This is a genomic window from Kitasatospora sp. NPDC127111 (assembly GCF_042677465.1).
Taxonomy (GTDB): domain Bacteria; phylum Actinomycetota; class Actinomycetes; order Streptomycetales; family Streptomycetaceae; genus Kitasatospora.
Window position 1 is genome coordinate 74,995 of record NZ_JBHXTG010000014.1, and the last position, 20,078, is coordinate 95,072.

Below are 20,078 nucleotides of genomic sequence, written 5' to 3' on the forward strand. Positions count from 1 at the left end.
ATTGGTCGTGGGTTGGGTGGGGCCGCGAACCGGGTCAGTCTTCGCAAGCGTGGGCTGAGGTCAGTCCATGGGCGTACGACACATCGTTGCGAGAGACGCCTCCCTCCCACAATGTCGTGTGCCTGGAGCGATGTTGAGGACGGCCAGACCCTTGCCGACACCCCCGGCCTCGCCTGGGGATGCTGCGATGTCCTCGCAGCCAGCCAGACTTCCTGATGCCCGCGCGAGAACGGAATCTCTCGATAGCCAGCCTCCTGACAATGCCGGCCGTCCATCATGGAGGCATGACGTCCAGTGACCCCGCCCCGGCACACGCGCGACCCGAGATCACGGCGGTGACGCGGCAAGACATCTTCACGTACGTGCGCGGGATGTCGCGCCCTTGGTGGGGGAGGCTGGACGAAGTCACGTTCCTCGAGGACCTCTACGATCTGGATCGACGCTCGTCAGAGGAAGGCCGACTCCCAACTGTCCGGGCCGAAATCCAGCAGCACCGGTTCAACAACGACGACTTGGCCGACGACTGGATCTTCGAGGATCCCAGGTTGGAGCTTGCCCAGGGGCCGGACGAGGTGTTGCTCGCCTTTCTGGCACGGCTGGTCCATCCCGAGGTCGCGGCCGGTGTCGAGGAGGCGTTGGCGCATGTTGAGGAGCTGAACCGGCTTCTGGCGCCGGACGGATGGGGCCTGCGCTCCTACGAGTTCGTTTCCGGTCGTCCGCTGTATACGCCGGTCCGTGTTGCGCCGACGGGCCCGTTGGTCCCGTTGCCGCTGGGCGATGCGGACACGGGCAAGCTCGACCTGGTCCTGGGCCAGACCTACAGCCTTCTGGACTGCGCTGGCGAGGAGAGCGCACGGGACTTGCTGCGCACCGCGGTTCTGACCCTGCGCCGTGACGGTGGCTTCTTTCACCCCATGCCGGGTGACGGCTGGACGGCGGACACGTACGAGGCGCTCCTGACGGTGGAGCGTGAGCTCCTGCACGCCTTCACCGAAGAGACGAAGGGATTGATCTGGCGGTCTCTGGAGACCGTGCTCGGTCAGCTCGGGCGCACCGACGTCCAGGGCCTCGTGGTCGAAGGCGATCCCCGGCCCATGCCCAACATCTCGCCGGACTGGCGGACCCAGGGCATCGCACCCGCCACCCCCATCGTTCGCGGCTTCCGTCTCCCCTTCACCACCACCGAGTTCGACGTCACCCGGGGGGACTTCGCCAGCCTGGAGATCCGCGGTTCCCAAGACGGCGATGGGCTCCAGCACCTCTACGACACCCGTGCACGCCGAATGATCACCGACTTCGTCCTCGATGATCGGCCTCAGGTAGCGACCCTGCTCAGCGTCACCATCATCAAGAAGGGCAACAGCTACACGCCGAGGATCAAGCTCTGGAAGAAGGACAAGAAGAAGGCGGGGGACACCCCTATCTCCCAGATGATGCCTGACACCAGCGCCACCCGGGCCGTCAAGGCGCTCGTCGATACCGGCGACGTTCACGAGAACTTCTGGAAGGTCATCAACTTCCTTCAGAGTTGCGCCGGCCTGAGCACCCCCGGTGACCTCCACCAGTTGGTGACCGGGGACGAAGCACAGCTGGCCCAGCTGCTGACCGGCCAGGACCGGACGATGGTTCTCGGTGCGGTCAGGACCGCGATCGGCGGCGGACTCACGGAAGAGGACATCCGGCTGATCAGCAACCGCAAGGAACAGCTCCAGAGGTTTGAGCGGCTGCTTACTGATCCGGACTACTTCCAGCAGGCGGAGAGCCTGGCCACGACACGCGGGCCGGAGGCGGTCTGGCAGGCCTTCTTCGAGGAGAATCAGTGGATCTTCGGGTACGGCCTCAACCTCATCGCCTGTGAGTCCATCGACGACGGCAAGCTGGAACGCATCACCACAGGCGCCAGTATTTTCGGCGGGGCCGGGAAGCGCATCGACGCCATCATGCGTTCCAAGGGCCTGATCAGCAGCATGCTCTTCTGCGAGATCAAGACCCACAAGACGGAGCTACTCGCCGGAACCCCGTACCGATCGGGTGTCTACCAGGCATCGAAGGAGCTGGGCGGGGGCGTGGCCCAGGTGCAGAAGACCGCCAACAAGGCCCAGCAGCTCATCTCCCGTCAGTTCCTCGATCGCATCTACGAGGACGACGGCACCCCGATCGAAGTCGGGCTGTCCACCACCCGCCCCCGGCAGGTCGTGGTGATCGGGAGCCTGCAAGAGTTCATCCAGAACGGTGCCGTGAACCCGGAGAAGATCAGCTCCTTCGAGCTGTACCGGACGTCCATCCAGGACGTCGAGATCATCACGTTCGACGAGCTCTACCAGCGGGCGTGTTTCATCGTCGAGGACCGCTGAGCCTGGTTGGCGTAAGAGCATCGGGTCTGGCTCCATCGCGTGCGGTAGCACAGTCGGCGGCTGCGACAATTTGGCGCTGCACGACTGTGAGGCGGTCCGCGCGGGCCGTCCGCTCACCCACTGAAGTAGTCCTGGCGACGTGCTGGGCACGGTGCTGGACAAGACCGAGCTGATGGATCAAGGTCTCGGACCCATTGAGCATGACCAAATGCGTGCCCCAGTAGCGTGGCCGCGGATGATTTCGTACGGCACGGGGAGGCGGCGGTTGAAGGGCTCCGGGGCGGCGGGTTCCCGTCGGCGGCAGGTGTGGGCGCAGTCCGTGAGGAAGGCGCGGATCTGCCTGAGGGGCCTGGCGGAGGGCGACACGACCTCGCGCGAGCTGAAGGACGTGATCGAGGAGGTACTGGCTCCCGAGTACAAGGGGCGGGTGATCGTCGAGCTCCTGCAGAACGCCCACGACGCGCACCTGGCCACACCGGGCGGCGGGCGGGTGGAGATCCTGCTCGACGAGACCGAGGGCGAGCACGGGGTCCTCTACGTGGCCAACGGCGGCCGTGAGCTGACGCCGAAGCGCTTCGGCGCGCTGTGCCGGGTCGCGTCGTCCAGCAAGCGGCCGGACGAGGGCATCGGGCACAAGGGGGTGGGCTTCAAGAGCGTCCGTGAGCTGACCGAGGCCCCGGAGTTGTACAGCGTCTCGGCTCCGGCCGCGAAGGCGTTCGACGGCTACTGCTTCCGCTTCGCCCTGCCGTCGGACTTCGACCGGATCGCGGCGGAGGCGGCCCCGGACGACCCCGGCGCGGCGGACAAGCTGCGCGCCAACCTGTCCGCGCTGACCGTCCCGGTGCCGGTGGGCGAGATCCCCGAGCCGGTGCGGCAGCTCCGTCGCCACGGGATCGTCACCGTCGTCCGCCTGCCCCTCAAGGACGCCGCCGCCCGCGCCTCGGCCGCCCGACAGCTGCGCGAACTCATCGACGACAGCGCGCCGTTCGAGCTCTTTCTCGACCGGCTGGCCACGGTCGTGGTGACCCACGCCGAGGTCGGTGCCGCCCCGAAACGCGCCGTCTTCGGGCGGCGGGTGACGACGCTGTACAAGGCCCGCAGCCTCAGGATCGAGGAAGTGGCGCTGCGCCGGGGGCGCCTGAAGCTGGTCCTGGTCCGCAGCAGCGTGCCGGAGGAGCGCGTCCTCCCCGCCATCGCGGCCAGCGGCGACATGGGCACGGCATGGGACAAGTGGCGCGGGTCGGCCGAGGTGGTGGTGGCGGTCCCGGTGGGCAAGCCGTTGACGCGCGGCCGGCTCTACACCTTCCTGCCGATGAGCACCACGACCGAGTGCCCGGTGGCCACGGCTGTTCCTCCCGATAGTCCGCGGGGTTTCCGGTGTGTCGTCCTCACCGGTAGACGCCCATGAGTCTTTCGCCGCCGGGGCGTTGGCGGTACCCGCGAAATCGGGGGGTAGGTGCGGGCTCAGCGCGGGCCGGTCGTCGGCGGCTGCCAGTCGGTCAGACCGGAAGGCTCCAGGCCGAGGTAGTACTCCAGGTCGGCGGGGGAGTGGTCGCGCAGGTAGGCCGCGAACTTGGTCTTGACGCTGTTCATGTAGCCGGTCGCGGTCTGGGGCGTGATGAACAGCCGGCGGGCGATGCTGCGGAAGGACTCGCCGCGGGCACGCCCGGCCAGCACCTCGCGTTCGCGCGGCGACAGATTGGGCAACTGGTCGCGGCGCTCGGCGAGTTCGGCCAGCCCGGTCAGTTCCTGGGTGATGACGACCTGCCCGGCCGCCACGGCGTCCACCGCGTCGCCGAGCGCCGGCAGCGGTTCGGCCTTGTGCACGATCCCCTGGGCGCCCGCGGTCAGGCAGTCGACCAGGATCGTGCGCCGCACCTCGCTGGTGTAGACGAGCACCCTGTATCCGGCCTCGGCCACCGCTCTTACGGCGGCGGGGCCCTGGAGGGCAGGGGCGGGGCCGGTGCCAGCGAGGTTGAGGTCGACGATCACCACGTCCGCTTCCGGGCGTGCGGCCAGCAGGGCCTCGGCGTCCCGGAAGCAGCCGACGACGTCCCAGCCGGGGAACAGCGGGCAGAGCGAGTCCCGGATGATGGTGTTGTCGTCGACGGCCGCCACTCGCGGTGCGGGGGTTGCTGCCGTCGGGCTTTGTGACTGCTCGGTGGTCATGCCGGTTCCTCCCAGGGGCCGCGGAGTGTGACGGTGGTGCCGTCGTCCGGGAACGAGTCGAGTTGGACGCGGATGCGGTGGCGTGCCAGGGTCTCCGTCACCTGGACGCGCAGGCCGAAGCCGAGTGCCGTGGACGCCGGGTCGAAGCCGCGCCCGTCGTCCCGGACGGTGATCTCCCACTCGCCCGCGGCGCGGTCGGCGTCCGCGTGGACGACGACGGCGTGCGCCTGCGCGTGGAGGCGGACGTTGTGCAGCAGGGTCGCGGTCGCGGCCTCGACGGCGGCGGCGGTCGGTCCCGGCAGCGCGATGCCACGGGCGAGGTCCAAGTTGAAGGTGACCGGCAGTTCCCAGAAGCCCTCCGCGGCGGACCGCACGACGGCGATCAGCTCGCGGGGCCCGCCGTCGCCGCCGGGCCCCGGTCTGGTGGAGGCCGGACCCGTCGACCGGAGTGGTACGCCGTCGTTGTCGTCGATGAACGCTCGGACCTTGCGGGACAAGACTGCCGCCTGATGACGCAGCGGCTCCGCCGACTCGGGCGGCAGATCCTGGCGGGCGAGGAGGCTGAGCACACTGATGTTGTCGTGCAGCAGGGTCCGCTGGCGGTCGACCTCGGCGAGCCGGGCGGCCTCGGCTGCGGATTGCGCCGCGGCCTGCCGGGCCCGCTCGGCGGCGCTCGCCAGACGTCGCAGATACCCGGCGAGCAGGCGGGTGAGCAGGGCGAATCCCGCGTAGGAGAAAGCGTTGGAGACCACGGTGCTCCGCACGGAGGGGAGCGCCCAGGGAAGGCTGCCCACCAGGTAGGCAGCGGTCAGGGCGAGGACCCGCGACGGCGGTGCCGCGACGACGCGGGAAGACGATGGCCGCTCCGCAGGCCGAGCCGAGCGTGCAGGCGAAGCCCCAGGCGGTCCAACTGCCGGTGAGGTCTCCGGGTGCGACGTACCAGGGCTGTGCCAGGAGAACGACCACGGCGACGGCCACGTCCGCGCGTCCCAGTCGCGCGTCGAGGTAGCCGCGTGCGCGGACGGTGGCGGCCGCAAGGAACGCCGACTCGGCGAGGTAGACGGACAGGGCGGCAGCGAACAGGGCCGGCGAGGTGGTGTCCCGTAATGCGCTCGGCAGCGAGATCAGCAACTGGCCGACGTTGACCACGCGCAGGCCCAGGAACACTGCCAGGGCGCACAGCTCCACCCCGGCCGAGGTGGTCGGCAGACTGCCCTCTCCCGAGCGCCACCCCGCGACGAGCGCAGTGAACGGCGGAACGGGGGCGGGGCCGGTCGCCCGGTTCCCGCCGGGCGGCGGATTCTGCGACTCTTCGACGGGCGCGTTCGATGAGTGCGGGCTCGGCCGAGGAGATCGGGCACTCGGTGTCCGTGGCCGGCGCGAGGGGGGTCGTGAGTCGGGCTCCGGCGGGAAACGGCCTCTCATGCACCGCATCCTCCCGGACCCCCGAGCGGCCTGTACACCCGCGGTTTCAGGGGTTCGGCGGCTGACCCTCGGTCGGACCGGAGTTGCCGCGCCCGAGCCGCAGACCGTCGGCACCTACAGGTCCGATCCGAAGTTTTTTCCACCGACGCCGAGCTCAGCGCAGTGGACGAGGCGCACAGGAACGGGTACCCGCCCGGCTCGGAGCATGCGACCCGCGCGCGTGGCTCCCGGGGGACTTGCCCCTCGCCTGGGACCTCGGACATGCCTCCGGGCATTCTTGACCTGCCCGGTACCCGAGCAGGGTTCTCGGAGCCAGACGGGAGCACTCGGTAGTGGTCGAACGCCGGGGCGCGCCGGTCCGGCGCGCCCCGGCGGTAGGCGGTTACCGGTGGAGGGCGGTGAGGGTGGTGTCGAGGTCGGGTCCGCCAGTGCGGGGCCGGTTGTAGGGGAGCTTGCCGAGCATGGCGCCCATGGCGCAGCTGTTGGTGACGGCGGCGAACGCGAGTCCGGCGCCGATGGCGGCGGAGAGCCAGCGGGCGCCGGGGAGGGCGAGGTCGGCCAGGACGCCGGCGACGACGAGGGAGCCGGCGACGAAGCGAACCTGACGGTCCATCGCCCAGACGTTGCGGGCGCCGGGCATGCGGTTGACCGGGTGGCCGTTGCCGACCCAGGCGGTGGTGCCGCCGACCAGGGTGAGGGCGGTGATGCCGGAGGCGGCGAGCTGTTCGCAGGCGGTGGCCGAGCGGTTGCCGGAGGCGCAGACGACGGCGATCTCGGCGCGTTCGGCGGCCGCGCGCAGGGCGGGCAGGGCTTCGTCGAGCCGGTCGAGGGGGATGTTGTGGGCGCTGGGATGTGGCCGGCGGCGTACTCGCCGGGGGAGCGGACGTCGATGACGGTGAGCTGCTCCAGCTTGGGGTGGAGCTGTTCGACGGTCAGGGGCGTTGCCATGGGGTGGCGGGTCCTTTCGGGCAAGGGGGACCGCCCGGGCCGGGGGTGCCCGGGCGGAGTGCGGGGGTCAGCGCAGGGCGTCGACCAGCATGAGGGCGGCGACGGCCAGCAGGGCGACGGCGAAGGCGGTCTGCAGGGTGCGGCCGCTGAAGCGGTCGGCGAGGCGCTTTCCGTCCCAGGCGCCGAGTAGGGCGGCGGCGGTGAACGGGGCGATGACCGCCCAGTCGAGGCCGCCGGTCGCGCCGAGGCGGGGGACGAGGGCGGCGAGGGAGTTGGCGGAGATGACCAGCAGGCTGGTGCCGACGGCCTCGGCCATGGTGAAGGCGAGGACGGAGACCAGGGCAGGTACGGCGAGGAACCCGCCGCCCACTCCCAGCAGGCCCGTGACCGCGCCGAGCCCCGCGCCGGCGGCGGCGGAGCGTGCGGGGGCGCCCTCGGCGGGCCGGTCGCCCGCCGCGTCGTCGGGACGGTTCCGCGCGGCGTCCTTGGGCTTGCGGGCGGATGCGAGCATGCGCCAGGCGGCGAACGCCGCCAGCACCGCGAACGCGGTGGTGAGCAGGGGGGCGGGAAGGTGGTCGGAGAGCGCGCCCGTGGCGGCGGCCAGGGGTAGGCCGGCGGCGGCGAACAGCAGTCCGGTGCGCCAGCGCACTCGTCCGGCGCGGGCGTGGGCGAGCAGGCCGGTCAGAGAGGTCGCTGCGACGATGAGCAGTGCGGCGGTGCCCGCGTGGGCGGGAGTGAAGCCGAGGAGGTAGATCAGGGCGGGGACGGCCAGCATGCTGCCGCCTCCGCCGAGTCCGCCCAGCGCCAGGCCGACCACGGCACCGGCGATCAGGGCGAGGACGATCGCGGTCATATGACCTGTCCGTCCGCGCCCTCGGCCGTGACGACGGGCAGCCCGGCCTCGGCCCAGGCGTGCATCCCGCCTGTCACGTTCACGGCGGTGACGCCGCGCGCGGCCAGCAGGTCGACGGCCCGCTGCGAGCGGTTGCCCGAGCGGCAGATCGCCAGGACCGTACGGCCGGCCGCCGGTGGCTCCGCGCCCGCGGCCAGGGCGATGAGCGGCAGCCACACCGCGCCCGGTGCGTGTCCTGCGGCGTATTCGCCCTGCTCGCGCACGTCGAGGAGGACCGCCTCGCCGGACGCGGCCATCGAGTCGGCCTCGACCGGTGCGACCTGCGGTGGAACGGTCGACGGGTGGGGCAGGGACATGGCTTGGCCTCCGGGGTGCGTGCGATGAACAGCGGGAGCGGGGGCGCCCGCGCGGCGGTGACGCCGAGGGGGCGGGCCCGTCCGGGCGACCGGGCGGGAAGACGGTGAGCCGTCCGCGACGACGGCCGTCCGGCCGCCCCTTGCTTCCGATAATACCCATGGGGGTATCTTGGGGAGCAAGGGATACCCCACCCCGTATTTTTCAGGGTCCACGTCGCGGACCGTCCGCGTGCCGCGTCCAGGGCCCCAGACCTCCGGAACCAGGAGACTCGCGTGTTCTTCGCCCAGTACTACCTCGACTGCCTCTCCCAGGCCTCCTACCTGATCGCCGACGAGACCACCGGCCGTGCGGTGGTGGTGGATCCCCGCCGCGACATCGACGAGTACGTCGCGGACGCCGAGGCGCACGGCTTCACGATCGAGGGCGTGATCAACACCCACTTCCACGCGGACTTCCTGGCCGGCCACCTGGAGCTGGCGCACCGCACCGGGGCGTGGATCGGCTACGGGCGGCGGGCGGAGACCGAGTACCCGATCCGCCACCTCGCCGACGGCGAGCGGATCCACCTGGGCGACGTCGCCCTGCAGATCATGGAGACCCCCGGGCACACGCCCGAGTCGATCAGCGTCCAGGTGTGCGAGCGGGCCGCCGACGCCGTCCCGTACGGCGTGCTGACCGGCGACGCGCTGTTCATCGGCGACGTCGGCCGGCCCGACCTGCTCGCCTCCGTCGGCGTCACCGCGGACGAACTCGGCCGGATGCTCCACGACAGCGTCCAGAACAAGCTCATGGCACTGCCGGACGAGGTCCGGGTCTTCCCCGCGCACGGCGCCGGCTCCTCCTGCGGCAAGAACCTCTCGACCGAGCGCCAGTCCACCATCGGCGCGCAGCGCGCCACCAACTACGCCTGCCAGCCGATGAGCGAGGACCACTTCGTCGCCATCGTCACCGCCGGCCAGTCCGCCGCGCCCGGCTACTTCGGCTACGACGCCACGCTCAACCGCCAGGACCGCGCCCTCTTCGACACCGCGCAGGCCCACCACCCGCTCACCGCCGACGAGTTCCGCACCCGCCGGGCGGCCGGAGCCGTCGTCGTCGACGCCCGCAGCCCCCAGGAGTTCGCCGCCGGACACCTGCACGGCTCCATCAACGTCCCCGCCGACGGCCGCTTCGCCGAACAGGCCGGCGCCGTCCTCACCCCGGACGCCGAGATCCTGGTCGTGGCACCCGACGGACAGGAGCAGGAGGTGGTCACCCGGCTCGCGCGCATCGGCTTCGACCGCACCGCAGGCCACCTCGCCGACCCGGAGACCACCCTTGCCGACCTCGCCGATCAGCTCACCTCGGCCAGCCGCCTCACCGTCGACCAGCTGAACACCGCCCTCGCGGCCGAGCAGCCGCCGCTCGTCATCGACGTCCGCACCTGCGGCGAGCGCGCCGAGGGAGCGGTGGACGGCTCCCTGCACATCGCCCTGAACGAGCTGCCCCGCCGCCTGGCCGAGGTCCCCGCCGACCGTCCGCTCGTCCTGCACTGCGCCGGCGGACACCGCTCCTCCATCGCCGCCAGCCTCCTGCGCCACCACGGCTTCGAGGACGTCTCCGACCTCCTCGGCGGCTACGCCGCCTGGGCCGCCGCCCACCAGCCCGCAGCCTGAACCGGGCCCTGGTTCGGAAGGAATACGCGCCGCTCCCCAACCGCTTCCATAAATACCCATAGGGGTATTCGTAGAAGGGTTGTGGGAGCGATGGCGAAGGTGATCGATCAGGCGGCTGAGCCGCTCGTGACCGCATGCGGGCGGCGGATCGACGTGGGACAGCTAAAAGTTGACGGGCCGGCGGCCCGGATCGGCAGGGTCACCCTCGACGTCGGACCCGAGACGGGCGGAACCTCCCGCATCTGGGCCGGACTCAGCCCGGCCGAGGCGCGTGAACTCGCGCAGCGCCTGCTCGACCAGGCCGCCCGTACCGAGAACGAGTCATCGTCCAGATCCGGACGGGGAGTGGTCGAGGTCGCACCGGCAGGCCCGCGCAGCTGGGCCGCGACCGCGCGCGGCCGCCACCTGTTCACCGCGGGACGCGGCACCTCTGAACCCTCCCCTGTGGAACAGCTGGTGGCATCTGCGGCAACCTGCGCCGCTGAACGCGCCGCGCGCTTCCTCCAGGCGCAGGGACTACCGCACGACACCGTGCGCGTCACCGCCCACTTCGATGAACTCGACGACCAGCCCGCCAGGATCACCTCCCTGCGGCTGGTCCTCGCCCTTCCACCCGGTCTCGACCCGCAGAGGCACCCCGCCCTGCGCGAGGCACTTTCCAGGTGCGCGGTCACCAACACACTCCGGCACCCGCCGAAAGTCACGGTCGACCTGCGCTGAAAAGGGGCTGTGGCCGAAGCCGGAGAACGTCGGCCGCAGCGCGGTCGGTCTCAAGGTGCCGATCGGGTGGGGCCGTCCAGGTTCCTTGGCGCCGAGCCGCAGGACGGCTGGTGCGGTCCGGGGTCGCGCCGAGCGCCTTGTGGGGTCGGGGTGGGACGCTGCCGACCTGGCATTCCTGCAGATCAGGAGTGGGTTGAGTGGTTCCGGTGCCCCTGCCGGGATGGATCGGCAGGGGCACCGCGCTCAGAGCGTCAGGACTGCGGCTTGGTCTCCGGCCAGGTCACGTCGAACCAGTCCATGAAGGGCAGAACGCCGCCCACCAGCTTGACCCGGTCGTGAATGGCCCGCTGATCGTGCCCGGGGAGGAAGTCGCGCCCGGACGGGACATCCTCGCCGCATCCGCACGCGCAGTCCGTGCGGTCGAACGGTGAACCGAAGTACTGCACCGGGTTCTGGCTCTTCTCCACCGGTGACTCGTTGCCCACATACTTGTCGTAAATCGGGCTGCCGGGCTTGAGGATCGTGCCGTGGATCGTGCGGCGGCCGTCCGCGTCCGGAGCCGAGATGTGGTCGATCTCCACGGCCAGCACCACGATGCCCATCGCGCTGAACACCACGTAACGCTCGCGGTCGGCCCGGGCTCCCAACTTCCAGCGGCCGTTCGCTGCCGCGTACGCCTCTTCGTCGGACAGGCCCGGGCGCCATCCGGCCGACGACCTCCCGTACTCGTCCTCCGCCCACGTCCGGTAGGCGCCAAGTCCGATGTTGAGCATGCCGAACCCCCTTCTGCTGCCCCTAGGCCTCCGCCCCGGGGTGGATGGCATGACAATAGGGGGGCTGGCCTCCACGGCACAAGGCTTAGATGTTCCTAATCGAGAGTGCGGGTTGATTCGGATACTTGACATCTAAGAGTTCAAAGTATTGAGAGGAGGGTGGAAGGATTGCTCCCGCCGCTGTGCGAGCGGCGGCGGCCGGGCTCCGCGGGCGCCGGAGACGAGCGGTTCGTGGAACAACTCGGAAGGCGCGGCGAAGAGTCGGAGGATGAGTCCGCCGCCCGCGGTTTTGGTATCCAGGCGGCGTTCATGCGGCGAGGGGGAGCCGATCTCGCGGCTCCCCGGCTCGGCGGGCTGGTTGACTATGCGGCAGCAGCCGCGATCTTCCGGCGGACGTCGTCCATGTCGACCGCGCGGACCTGGCGGATCACGTCCTCCAGGGCGGCCTCCGGCAGCGCGCCCGGCTGGGCGTAGAGGACGACGCCGTCGCGCACTGCCATCAGGGTCGGGATCGAGGAGATCTGGAAGGCCGCGGCGAGCTGCTGCTGCGCCTTGGTGTCGACCTTGCCGAACACGATGTCCGGGTGCTTCTGCGAGACGCGCTCGAAGACGGGTGCGAACATCCGGCACGGACCGCACCAGGCGGCCCAGAAGTCCACCAGCACGATGCCCTCGCCGCCGGCGATCTCGTCGAAGTTCTTCTCGGTCAGCTCGACCGTGGCCATGGCCGTTCTCCTCTCGTAAATACCCCCATGGGTATGTGAACAGTGAAGCGCGGTCGGCTATTCCGGCCTGTCGGGCGGGGTCACCTCGATGCGGACGGTCGGGGGCTGGTGGAGCGTGTTGTGAACGGTGCAGCGCGAGGCGACGGCGAGCAGCGCGTCGTACCTGGCGGGGTCCAGGCCCTTGGGCGGCTCCACGGTGAGGGTCACCTCGGCGACCCGGGCGGGGCGGTCGGCGGCCATGGTGAAGCCGGCGTCCACCCGAAGCCCTTTCGGATCGACGCCGTGCCGGGTCAGGTAGCGGCCGGCGTAGAACGCCACGCATGAGGCGAGCGACGCGGCGAACAGTTCGGTCGGGGTGGGGCCAGTGTCCTGGCCGCCGTCGTCGACCGGTTGGTCCACCACGAGTCGGTGGCCGCGGACCGCGATCTCGTAGCTGTCCCGACTCAGATGCTCGATGCGGATCCGGCCCGGGGGGAGGGCTGCCCCGGAGTCGAGGGGAGGGGTGCTCTCGGTGGACGAGGTCAAGGTCTGCTCCTGTCAGGCGGGCCGCCTGGCGGCCGGTGGTGGTCGGGCCGGGGCTCCAGTACAGCCCGGCGCCGGCCGGCGGCCCAGAGTCGACCGGCCCGGCCCGGCAGGGCCCGTCGGCCTGCAAGCCCGGCCCGCGACCCGATTTATACCCCAGGGGGTAAGCTGGTCGGAGAATGACACTCTGGAGGTGCGGAAATGCAGGTCGACGACGATGCGGTCGGCGCGGTCCTCAACCGCCTTCGCCGGGCGCAGGGGCAGCTCGCCGGCGTCATTGCGATGATCGAGGCGGGACGGGACTGCAAGGACATCGTGACCCAGCTCGCTGCCGTATCCCGCGCGCTGGACCGGGCCGGGTTCAAGATCGTGGCCAGCGGTATGCGTCAGTGCATGGCCACCGTCGACGGCGACGCGCCGCCGATGAGCGAGGCCGAACTCGAGAAGCTCTTCCTCGCCCTCGCCTGACGCCCGGCCGCCCGCCGCCCGGCGGGCGTGAACCGTCAGGCGCGGCCCCACGCATGCGTCGACCCGCCCGGGCAGCGGGGCGGTTGGGCCGATCCGGTCGGCCCCGCCGTCGCGCGCGAAGGCGACACGTCTGGCGGCCTGCGGTGGAATGCGTCACTTCTCTCCGGTGCTGCCATAGTCTTGATATACCCCATGGGGTATGGAGGGTTGGGGTCATGGTCCGAGAGCTCGGCATCGAGGCGTTCGTCGCCGCGCGGGTGCAGGGTGCTCTGGTGCTCGACGTACGCGAGGGGTTCGAGTTCGCCGCCGGGCATGTGCCGGGCGCCCGCTGGATCCCGCTGGGGATGCTGGCGGGCGGCCTCGCGTCGCTGCCGCGCGGCCGCCCGGTCATGGTGGTCTGTGCGTCCGGGAACCGGAGCCGGGTGGGTGCCGAGCTGCTCACCAGGGCCGGCTTCGATGCCGCCTTCGTCCGGGGCGGGGTCGCCGCCTGGTCGCTCTCCGGCCGCGAGCTGGCCGCCGAACCCGCCTGACCGTCCACCGCGATTGGAGCTCAGCATGGACTACGGAATCCCCATCACCCTGGATCTGCCCTTCGCCGACGCCGTCGAGCGCGTACGGGCCGCACTCGCCGAGCAGGGATTCGGCATCCTCACCGAGATCGACGTCCGGGAGACCCTTCGGGTCAAGCTCGGCGAGGCGATGGAGGACTACCTGATCCTAGGCGCCTGCAACCCGCCGCTCGCCCACCGCGCCCTCCAGGCCGACCGGCGCATCGGACTGCTGCTGCCGTGCAACGTCGTGGTCCGCGCGACCGACGGGCACACCGTGGTCGAAGCGATGGACCCGCAGCTCATTGTGCGGGTCACCGAGCAGCCCGCGCTGGAGGCCGTCGCCGACGAGGCGGCCGCCCGTCTGCGTGCGGCGCTGAACAGCCTCGCAGGCTGACCGGCGCCCTCCGGGCCCGCTGCGGCGGGCCCTTTTCTCGGGCTTTCCATATACCCCTACCCGTATTTTGCGCCCATCGGGCCGCCCCAGGAACGGAGCATCACGTGAACCACCCGGACACGGCCGTCGCCCGGCCGTCCACCTCGCCCCCGTCGGAACCGCCCGGCACCCCGGGCCTGCTCGGCCGGCTCGGCGCCTGGTCGGTACGGCACTTCAAGGCCGTCCTGGCCGGCTGGCTGCTCGTCGTGATCGGCCTCGGCGCGTTCGCCCCCCAAGTGACGTCGGCGCTGTCCGGCGCCGGCTGGCAGGCCAACGGCTCCGAGTCCGTGAAGGTCCGTCAGGTCGCCGAACAGCACTTCGCGGGCAACGCCTCCACCGCCCTGCAAATCGTGGTCACCGCCGACCGGCCGGTCACCGAACCCGCCGTCCAGCAGGTGATCAGCAAGGCCGAGGCCGTCGTCGCCGCTGACCCCCGGATCTCCACCGTCGTCCCGCCGCAGCCCGGCGCGACCATCAGCCAGGACGGCCGCACCGCGATCCTGCTCGCCGGTGCCAAGGCGTCCCCGGACGACATGGTGCGCGCCGCCGACGACCTCAAGGGCCCGCTGAACGCCCTGTCCACCGACGGGATCAGCGTCCACGCCACCGGAGCCTCCGTGCTGTGGAGCGACTTCAACAAGGCCAACCACGACGCGATGATGAAGTCCGAGATCATGTCGTGGCCGGTGACGCTCGCCATCCTGGTCCTCGCCTTCGGCTCCCTGGTCGCCGCCGGACTGCCGCTGCTGCTCACCATGGCCGGGCTCGCCGCGTCCGCCGGCTCGCTCGTCCTGATCAGCCATCTGTTCCCGGTCTCCATCTGGGCGATGAACTTCGCGATGATGTTCGCCCTCGCGCTGGGCATCGACTACGCGCTTTTCCTGGTCGTCCGCTTCCGCAGCGCCCGCATGGGGCGCTCGCTCAGCAGCGCCGAAGCGGTGGCCGAGACGATGGACACCGCCGGAAAGGCCGTCCTGCTGTCCGGTGCGACCGTCCTGGTCAGCCTGTCCGCCGTGATGCTGGTCCCCTCCCCGGCGTTCCGCTCGATGGCCGGCGGCATCATGCTCGCCGTCCTGTTCGTGCTCGCCGCCACCCTCACCCTGCTGCCCGCCGTCCTGGGGAAGCTCGGGTACCGCGTCGACGCGCTCGCCCTGCCGTGGGTGAAGTCCGGCGAGCACCGCTCACCGCGCTTCGCCGCCTGGGGCGAACGCCTGTGGAAGCACCCGCTGCGCTACGGCGCCCTCGCGCTGGCCGCCCTGATCGCGCTCGCCGCACCGGTCATCGGGCTGCGCACCGCGATGCCCTCGATCACCGTCATCCCCGCCCACGACAGCGCCCGCGCCGGCTACACCGCCGTCCAGCAGGCGTTCGGCCCCGGCGCCCCGGGCACCCTGCAGATCGTCACCCCCGCCGGTGAGGCCGCAGACGTGGCGGCGCAGGTCGCGGCCACGCCCGGCATCGCCGGTGTGATGCCTGCGCAGGGCGCCGCCGACGGCTCCGGCTGGTCGATGATCCAGGCCGTGCCGACTGTCGACCCGTCCAGCCCCGACCTCGCGCACACCGTCGACACCCTGCGGGCCGAACTCCCCGCGGACACCCTGGTCGGCGGCGCGGCCGTGGAGAACCTCGACCTGCAGCACCTGCTCACCGAGAAGACCCCGTTGGTGATCGGCGTGGTGATGGCGCTCGGCTTCGTCCTGCTGCTCGTCGCCCTGCGCGCGCCGCTGATCTCGGCGCTGGGCACGGCGGCGAGCCTGCTGTCGACCGGCGCCGCGTTCGGTGTCGCCCGGCTGGTCTTCCAGGACGGGCACGGCGCCGGGCTGCTCGGCTTCAAGCCGCAGGGCTTCCTGGACGGCTGGGCGCCGGTGTTCTTCTTCGCGATGATCTTCGCGATCGCGATGGACTACACCGTCTTCCTGCTCGCCTCCGCCAAGGAGCACTACGAACGCAGCGGTGACCCGAAGGAGGCGATGGTCGGCGCCCTCGCCCACTCCGGCCGGGTGATCTTCGCGGCGGCCGGCGTCATGGTCGCGGTGTTCTTCACCTTCGCCCTGTCCGGTCCGCTGCCGCCCAAGGAGATGGGCATCGTCCTCGGCGTCGCCGTGCTCTTGGACGCGGCGCTGGTCCGCCTCGTCCTGCTCCCGGTCATCCTCCGGCTGACCGGCCGGGCCGCCTGGCACACCCCGGCCTGGCTCGACCGCGTCCTGCCGAAGGTCACCTTCTCCCACGGCTGACCCGGACACCGACTGTCGGGAGCGGGAGCGCCGAACTGCGCTCCCGCTCCCGGCAGTCCTGCCGTCTCGTCAGGTGGGCTCGTTGGGGCCGCCGATGCGCGGCCTGCAGGCAACGGGCGTATGGACGGAGAAACTGGGCCGAACCGCACGTCCACGCGGTGGTCCGCCGCGCCTGCGGCCGAGCAGCGGCTGGTGGAGATGGATCGGGCCGTGTCGGGGATTCCCGACACGGCCCGATCAACTGGCGCCCGCTCGCCCGCTCAGCGGCGGCCCAGCAGCCTCGCCAGGAAGCCTCCGCCCTTGCCTGCGCTCCGGTCGCAGCTGCAGCGGTCAGCCTTGCGAACTCCGGCAAGCACCTGGTCGACGTGCATGCCGCACCCCGCATAGGTGGCCTTGCCGCAGGTGCGGCACGTGGTACGTCGACACATGGCAGAACTCCTTGCGATCAATTGGAAGGAGGGCATTCCCTCCACTTCCAATATACCCCGACGGGTATATTGCGAGGGCTGGACATCCAGTCCTGCATCAGGGCAGGACCGTCAACTCACGCCCCGCGGCGAGCGTCGTCCGGGCGACGAGGCCCGGGGCGCGGCTGCGTCTTCTGGTAAAACGGGGCCCAGCCGCGGATACCCGGGCCATGTGGCGTCACGGAGCGCTGCAGCGCCGCGATGACCCGCTCTCTGCACGCCGTCTCCCGGTCGGCGGTCCAGCCGATGGGTGCGTGCTCGGTGCTGTCCGGGAAGGAGAGTGAGGCCGTCCGCGCTGTCCATCACGGAGCCGGCCGCGGCCAGCCGGCCTTCGACCGGCACGGCCCGGGAATGCAGCCTGTCCGGAAGGGCAAGGGGTGGGTGAGTCCTCTCAAGCCGGAGTACCGGCGTGCTGTCCGTGGTCGAGTCGGTACGCCGTGAGGGTCTGTCGCGGCGTGCCAGCGGTGCGGAGGAACCGTTCGTCCAGGATGGCCGCGAGGTCTTCGAGGGCGGCTTCGAGGACCTTCCCGGACTGCCGGACCGCTGGATCGTCGGATACTGCGGCGAGGTCGGCGAGCTTGAGCGCGCCGTCGACCTGGCTTGCGAGCGAGGTGCGGTCGTCGCCGTCGTAGAAGTAGTAGGACTCCGCGTACTGCATGAAATCGACGGAGATGACCGCGATGTTCTTCGCGAGGCTGTCGAGAAGGTCCGCTCTCTCGGGGCGGGGTGCCGCGCCCTGGGTCTGGCCCGGCTGTAGGTGGGACAGCCGCAGGGCCAGTGCGCGGCGCCGGGCGAGGGCGGGGTAGATGCCGAGGATCCACGAGACGGTGGCGCTCAGCAGGGCGAAACCGATGAGGGCTTCCAGCGGGGCGACGATGCGCAGCCAGCCGGTGGTCGGGGCGATATCGCCGAGTCCGAGGGTGGTGAGGTTGACCAGGGAGACGTACAGCGCGTCCACGAAGCCCGTGTGCTCGCCGGGCACGAGACCGGCTGTGTAGGTGAAGGAGTCCGGCATGTGCGGCCAGTAGACCAGGGCCCAGCCGGTGGTGATGGTCAGTGCCCAGAGGACCACCACGGTGACCATGGCGAGCGGGCCCGCGAGACCGGACCTGCGGCGGCGGTGGCTGAGCCGTGCGGACGTCCGCCAGGCGAGTGTCATGACCAGTCTGCTGAGGCCGCCGTGCCGGGTGGGGTGCCACAGGGTGTGGAACACGTCCCGCAGGATGAGCAGCACCATGAGTGTCCCCGCGGACGTTGCCAGCCAGCCCATGCGCATCCTCTCGCCGCGGAGCCTCGATCTCGCAGCCGAGCTGTCCGACAGGTGGTACCTACGGCGCAGCCGGGGAGGAGACATTGAACCTCCGGTGGCTCCGACGGTAATCCTGCCGAGAAGGCGGGCGGGCACCTGGGGTTTCCAGGGCCGCGCCCCGCACTTTCACCCGCAGGACACGAGGGCATTCGGTCCGGGGCGCAGCCGTACAGGGCTCAAGGCGTTGCTCGAATCGGGTCGTGGGGAGGGACGCCCACTGGCCCGAGCCGCTCGGGGCGGGGCGGGGCGGGGGCGGTCAGGGCGGCTGGGCCGTCGCCACCCTATGGCTGCGCGGCGGTTCGGCTACGGTTCAGGGATCCCTGACGCCCGGTGGCTGGTTGCGGCGTCGACCCGCTTCACAAACTCCTGCGACAGTTCTTCGGGCATCGTCAAGGACACCCGAACCTCGACCGCGAGGGAATTGCCGGTCAGCTCGGCTTCGGCGTAGCACGGCACCTGTGCGTCCCGCAGCGGTCCCAACAGGCGCCGCAGCCTCGACGACGTCTGCGCGCTCAGCTCGCCCACCACATCACCGTCGATGAGGACTTGCACGGCCCAGCCCGCCGATCGGGGGCGGGGGCGGTCGATCAGCTCAAGTCGGGCGTGGGCGAAAGCCTTGCCAGGGAAGTAGGCCCTGCCGAGTAGTGGCAGGAGGACGTCCATGTGCTCGGCCTCTCCGCTCACCTGGAACCACCGGCCGGGTGGCATGAGCAGTTGTCCCTCTGGTGCTCGGGCGAGGGGGACGAGCCTCCCGGGCTCGGCCATGTCGAGCGACACGGAAGCCACGAAGTCCCACTGGTCTCTGCGCCACCACACCCGCGCCGGGCACTGAGCCGGGTAGCCCCAGCTCTCGACGGCCTCCAGCTCGGGCTGGTACGCCGGGGCCTCTTCGCGGGGGATGTAACCGACGAGGTTGCCGTCGATGAGTACTCGAATGGCATTGCGGTCGTGTGGGTTGCGCGGTTCACGGCGCAGCTCGGCGACCATCAGCTTCTCGCCTGCCGGCTCCGGGCCCACGATACGTCTCAGCTCGACGTCGTGGTACGACTCGCCTGCCACATTCTGACGGAAAAATCCAGCCGTGTGGAGCTGCCACGGCGTCCCTACCGGCTCCCGGTGTGGTCGGTCGGTGGGGATCGTGGGGGACGGGGGTCGGTCGTCCGGCGATGCCGCATCGGGGGGAGGGGCGTCATGCGCCGGTCCGATGGCGTCGAGCAGCCTGCGATGGAGGTCCTGGAAGTCCGAATGCTGCCTGCGCGTGAAGCAGAGTCGGTGGCACTTCCCGCTGTGAGTGGACACATCGAGGTGGCCGTCCGACAGCAGGCCGGGGGCCTTGATGTCGGAGGATGCGATCTCGGTCGCCGGTACGACCAGGTGGTCGGTACCGAGTCTGCCCTGCTCGATGATGTTGGCCGGTCGCACATGAAGGCAGGAACCGTCGAATTCCACGCTGATCCCTTGTCCGTCCACACGTCCAGCCCACACCTCCAGGACCGCGTACGTCACCAGGGAGCAGCGGCACCAGGACTTCTGTGATCGGCCCGCCCGGCCGGAAAGCTCGGCGTCCGTTCAGACCGTGATGATCTCAATGGCCGGGCCGCAGAGGTGGGTCAGGTCTTCGGGGGCGGACGTCGATGATGGTGACGGGGCGGGGCGGTGCGGGCGATGGCTGCGAGGACGGCGTCGATGGCGTACTTGTGGCCGTGCAGGCGGTGGGTGCGCAGCAGGGTGGTGGCCTGGTCCGCGATCTCAAGGGTGACATTGAGGACGTCGATGCGGGAGAGGCCCCACTTGATCCGGGCTCGGTGGATGTGTTCGTCGTCGGCTTCGAGCGCGGTCATGGCGGTGGTGGCGACGCGCACGCCTTCCTCGGTGCCCGAACGGCCCGGGTCTCGCGGAGCGGCTGGCCATGGTGCTGGCAGAACTTCCGGGCGTCGGGTGCTGCAGCACGTAGTGGTAGAGGCCGAGCGGCTGGGCATGCACGATTCGCCCACGTTGCTGCTCGACGGGACTGACCCGTTCGCCGCTCCCGGCAGGCTGGCCAGCGTGTCCTGCCGCCTCTACCGTGCCGCCGACGGCCGCGTCGGTGGCGCTCCGACTCCTGAGGATCTACGA

The 20,078-nt window shown here is 70.8% G+C and carries 18 protein-coding genes and 1 pseudogene; 8 read left to right on the forward strand and 11 right to left on the reverse strand.

Annotated elements, in window-relative coordinates:
* Positions 1 to 284 precede the first annotated feature (284 nt).
* Both ACFVHB_RS12145 and ACFVHB_RS12150 read left to right on the forward strand, forming a co-directional pair.
* Positions 285 to 2,354, forward strand: a complete 2,070-nt coding sequence (locus ACFVHB_RS12145; RefSeq protein ID WP_380319173.1) for a Shedu anti-phage system protein SduA domain-containing protein — start codon at positions 285 to 287, stop codon at positions 2,352 to 2,354.
* 319 nt (positions 2,355 to 2,673) lie between these two features.
* The gene (locus ACFVHB_RS12150; RefSeq protein WP_380319176.1) at positions 2,674 to 3,762 is read left to right on the forward strand and encodes a sacsin N-terminal ATP-binding-like domain-containing protein; all 1,089 of its coding nucleotides are present in this window, start codon (positions 2,674 to 2,676) and stop codon (positions 3,760 to 3,762) included.
* Between the two features lie 56 nt (positions 3,763 to 3,818).
* Here the strand turns inward: ACFVHB_RS12150 and ACFVHB_RS12155 are convergent, their stop codons facing one another.
* The 5 genes and pseudogenes from ACFVHB_RS12155 to ACFVHB_RS12175 all read right to left on the reverse strand — a co-directional run bounded on the left by ACFVHB_RS12155 (position 3,819) and on the right by ACFVHB_RS12175 (position 8,105).
* Positions 3,819 to 4,523 (reverse strand): LuxR C-terminal-related transcriptional regulator, encoded by a 705-nt coding sequence (locus ACFVHB_RS12155; protein ID WP_380319179.1) that lies wholly within the window; start codon positions 4,521 to 4,523, stop codon positions 3,819 to 3,821.
* Positions 4,520 to 5,275: an ATP-binding protein gene (locus ACFVHB_RS12160; RefSeq protein WP_380319182.1), complete on the reverse strand. Its 756-nt coding sequence runs from the start codon at positions 5,273 to 5,275 to the stop codon at positions 4,520 to 4,522. The genes ACFVHB_RS12155 and ACFVHB_RS12160 overlap by 4 nt, the downstream gene beginning before the upstream one ends.
* Positions 5,276 to 6,330: 1,055 nt before the next feature.
* A pseudogene (locus ACFVHB_RS12165) lies at positions 6,331 to 6,896 on the reverse strand (rhodanese-like domain-containing protein).
* A 67-nt stretch (positions 6,897 to 6,963) separates the two neighbouring features.
* Complete coding sequence (locus tag ACFVHB_RS12170) at positions 6,964 to 7,749, reverse strand: sulfite exporter TauE/SafE family protein (protein WP_380319184.1); 786 nt, start codon at positions 7,747 to 7,749, stop codon at positions 6,964 to 6,966.
* Complete coding sequence (locus ACFVHB_RS12175) at positions 7,746 to 8,105, reverse strand: rhodanese-like domain-containing protein (protein WP_380319187.1); 360 nt, start codon at positions 8,103 to 8,105, stop codon at positions 7,746 to 7,748. Before ACFVHB_RS12175 ends, ACFVHB_RS12170 begins: the two co-directional genes overlap by 4 nt.
* A 273-nt stretch (positions 8,106 to 8,378) precedes the next feature.
* On the opposite strand from ACFVHB_RS12175, the gene ACFVHB_RS12180 reads away from it, so the two are divergent.
* Together ACFVHB_RS12180 and ACFVHB_RS12185 are read left to right on the forward strand one after the other, a co-directional pair.
* Positions 8,379 to 9,761 carry a rhodanese-like domain-containing protein gene (locus ACFVHB_RS12180; protein ID WP_380319190.1) on the forward strand — a complete coding sequence of 461 codons (1,383 nt, stop codon included), beginning with the start codon at positions 8,379 to 8,381 and terminating at the stop codon, positions 9,759 to 9,761.
* A gap of 90 nt (positions 9,762 to 9,851) precedes the next feature.
* Complete coding sequence (locus ACFVHB_RS12185) at positions 9,852 to 10,481, forward strand: OsmC family protein (RefSeq protein WP_380319193.1); 630 nt, start codon at positions 9,852 to 9,854, stop codon at positions 10,479 to 10,481.
* Between the two features lie 251 nt (positions 10,482 to 10,732).
* Here ACFVHB_RS12185 and ACFVHB_RS12190 read toward each other — a convergent pair whose 3' ends face one another.
* The 3 genes from ACFVHB_RS12190 to ACFVHB_RS12200 form a co-directional block, all read right to left on the reverse strand.
* A complete protein-coding gene (locus ACFVHB_RS12190; protein ID WP_380319196.1) occupies positions 10,733 to 11,254 on the reverse strand; it encodes a hypothetical protein in 522 nt (173 codons plus the stop codon).
* Between the two features lie 362 nt (positions 11,255 to 11,616).
* Positions 11,617 to 11,979: a thioredoxin gene (gene trxA / locus ACFVHB_RS12195; RefSeq protein ID WP_380319199.1), complete on the reverse strand. Its 363-nt coding sequence runs from the start codon at positions 11,977 to 11,979 to the stop codon at positions 11,617 to 11,619.
* A 57-nt stretch (positions 11,980 to 12,036) separates the two neighbouring features.
* Entirely contained in the window at positions 12,037 to 12,504 is a 468-nt protein-coding gene (locus tag ACFVHB_RS12200; protein ID WP_380319202.1) for an OsmC family protein, read from the reverse strand.
* Between the two features lie 198 nt (positions 12,505 to 12,702).
* Between ACFVHB_RS12200 and ACFVHB_RS12205 the strand changes: the two genes are divergently transcribed.
* The 4 genes from ACFVHB_RS12205 to ACFVHB_RS12220 all read left to right on the forward strand — a co-directional run bounded on the left by ACFVHB_RS12205 (position 12,703) and on the right by ACFVHB_RS12220 (position 16,187).
* Entirely contained in the window at positions 12,703 to 12,969 is a 267-nt protein-coding gene (locus ACFVHB_RS12205) for a metal-sensitive transcriptional regulator (RefSeq protein WP_360626860.1), read from the forward strand.
* Between the two features lie 215 nt (positions 12,970 to 13,184).
* Entirely contained in the window at positions 13,185 to 13,499 is a 315-nt protein-coding gene (locus tag ACFVHB_RS12210) for a rhodanese-like domain-containing protein (RefSeq protein WP_380319205.1), read from the forward strand.
* 25 nt (positions 13,500 to 13,524) lie between these two features.
* Entirely contained in the window at positions 13,525 to 13,914 is a 390-nt protein-coding gene (locus ACFVHB_RS12215; RefSeq protein ID WP_380319208.1) for a DUF302 domain-containing protein, read from the forward strand.
* A gap of 104 nt (positions 13,915 to 14,018) precedes the next feature.
* Positions 14,019 to 16,187 carry an MMPL family transporter gene (locus tag ACFVHB_RS12220; protein WP_380319211.1) on the forward strand — a complete coding sequence of 723 codons (2,169 nt, stop codon included), beginning with the start codon at positions 14,019 to 14,021 and terminating at the stop codon, positions 16,185 to 16,187.
* 858 nt (positions 16,188 to 17,045) lie between these two features.
* Here the strand turns inward: ACFVHB_RS12220 and ACFVHB_RS12225 are convergent.
* The 3 genes from ACFVHB_RS12225 to ACFVHB_RS12235 all read right to left on the reverse strand — a co-directional run bounded on the left by ACFVHB_RS12225 (position 17,046) and on the right by ACFVHB_RS12235 (position 19,825).
* Positions 17,046 to 17,891, reverse strand: a complete 846-nt coding sequence (locus tag ACFVHB_RS12225) for a potassium channel family protein (RefSeq protein WP_380319214.1) — start codon at positions 17,889 to 17,891, stop codon at positions 17,046 to 17,048.
* 375 nt (positions 17,892 to 18,266) lie between these two features.
* Positions 18,267 to 19,412, reverse strand: coding sequence for an HIRAN domain-containing protein (locus ACFVHB_RS12230; RefSeq protein WP_380319217.1), 1,146 nt, complete (start codon positions 19,410 to 19,412; stop codon positions 18,267 to 18,269).
* A 161-nt stretch (positions 19,413 to 19,573) separates the two neighbouring features.
* Positions 19,574 to 19,825, reverse strand: a complete 252-nt coding sequence (locus ACFVHB_RS12235; protein ID WP_380319220.1) for a hypothetical protein — start codon at positions 19,823 to 19,825, stop codon at positions 19,574 to 19,576.
* Positions 19,826 to 20,078 lie beyond the last annotated feature (253 nt).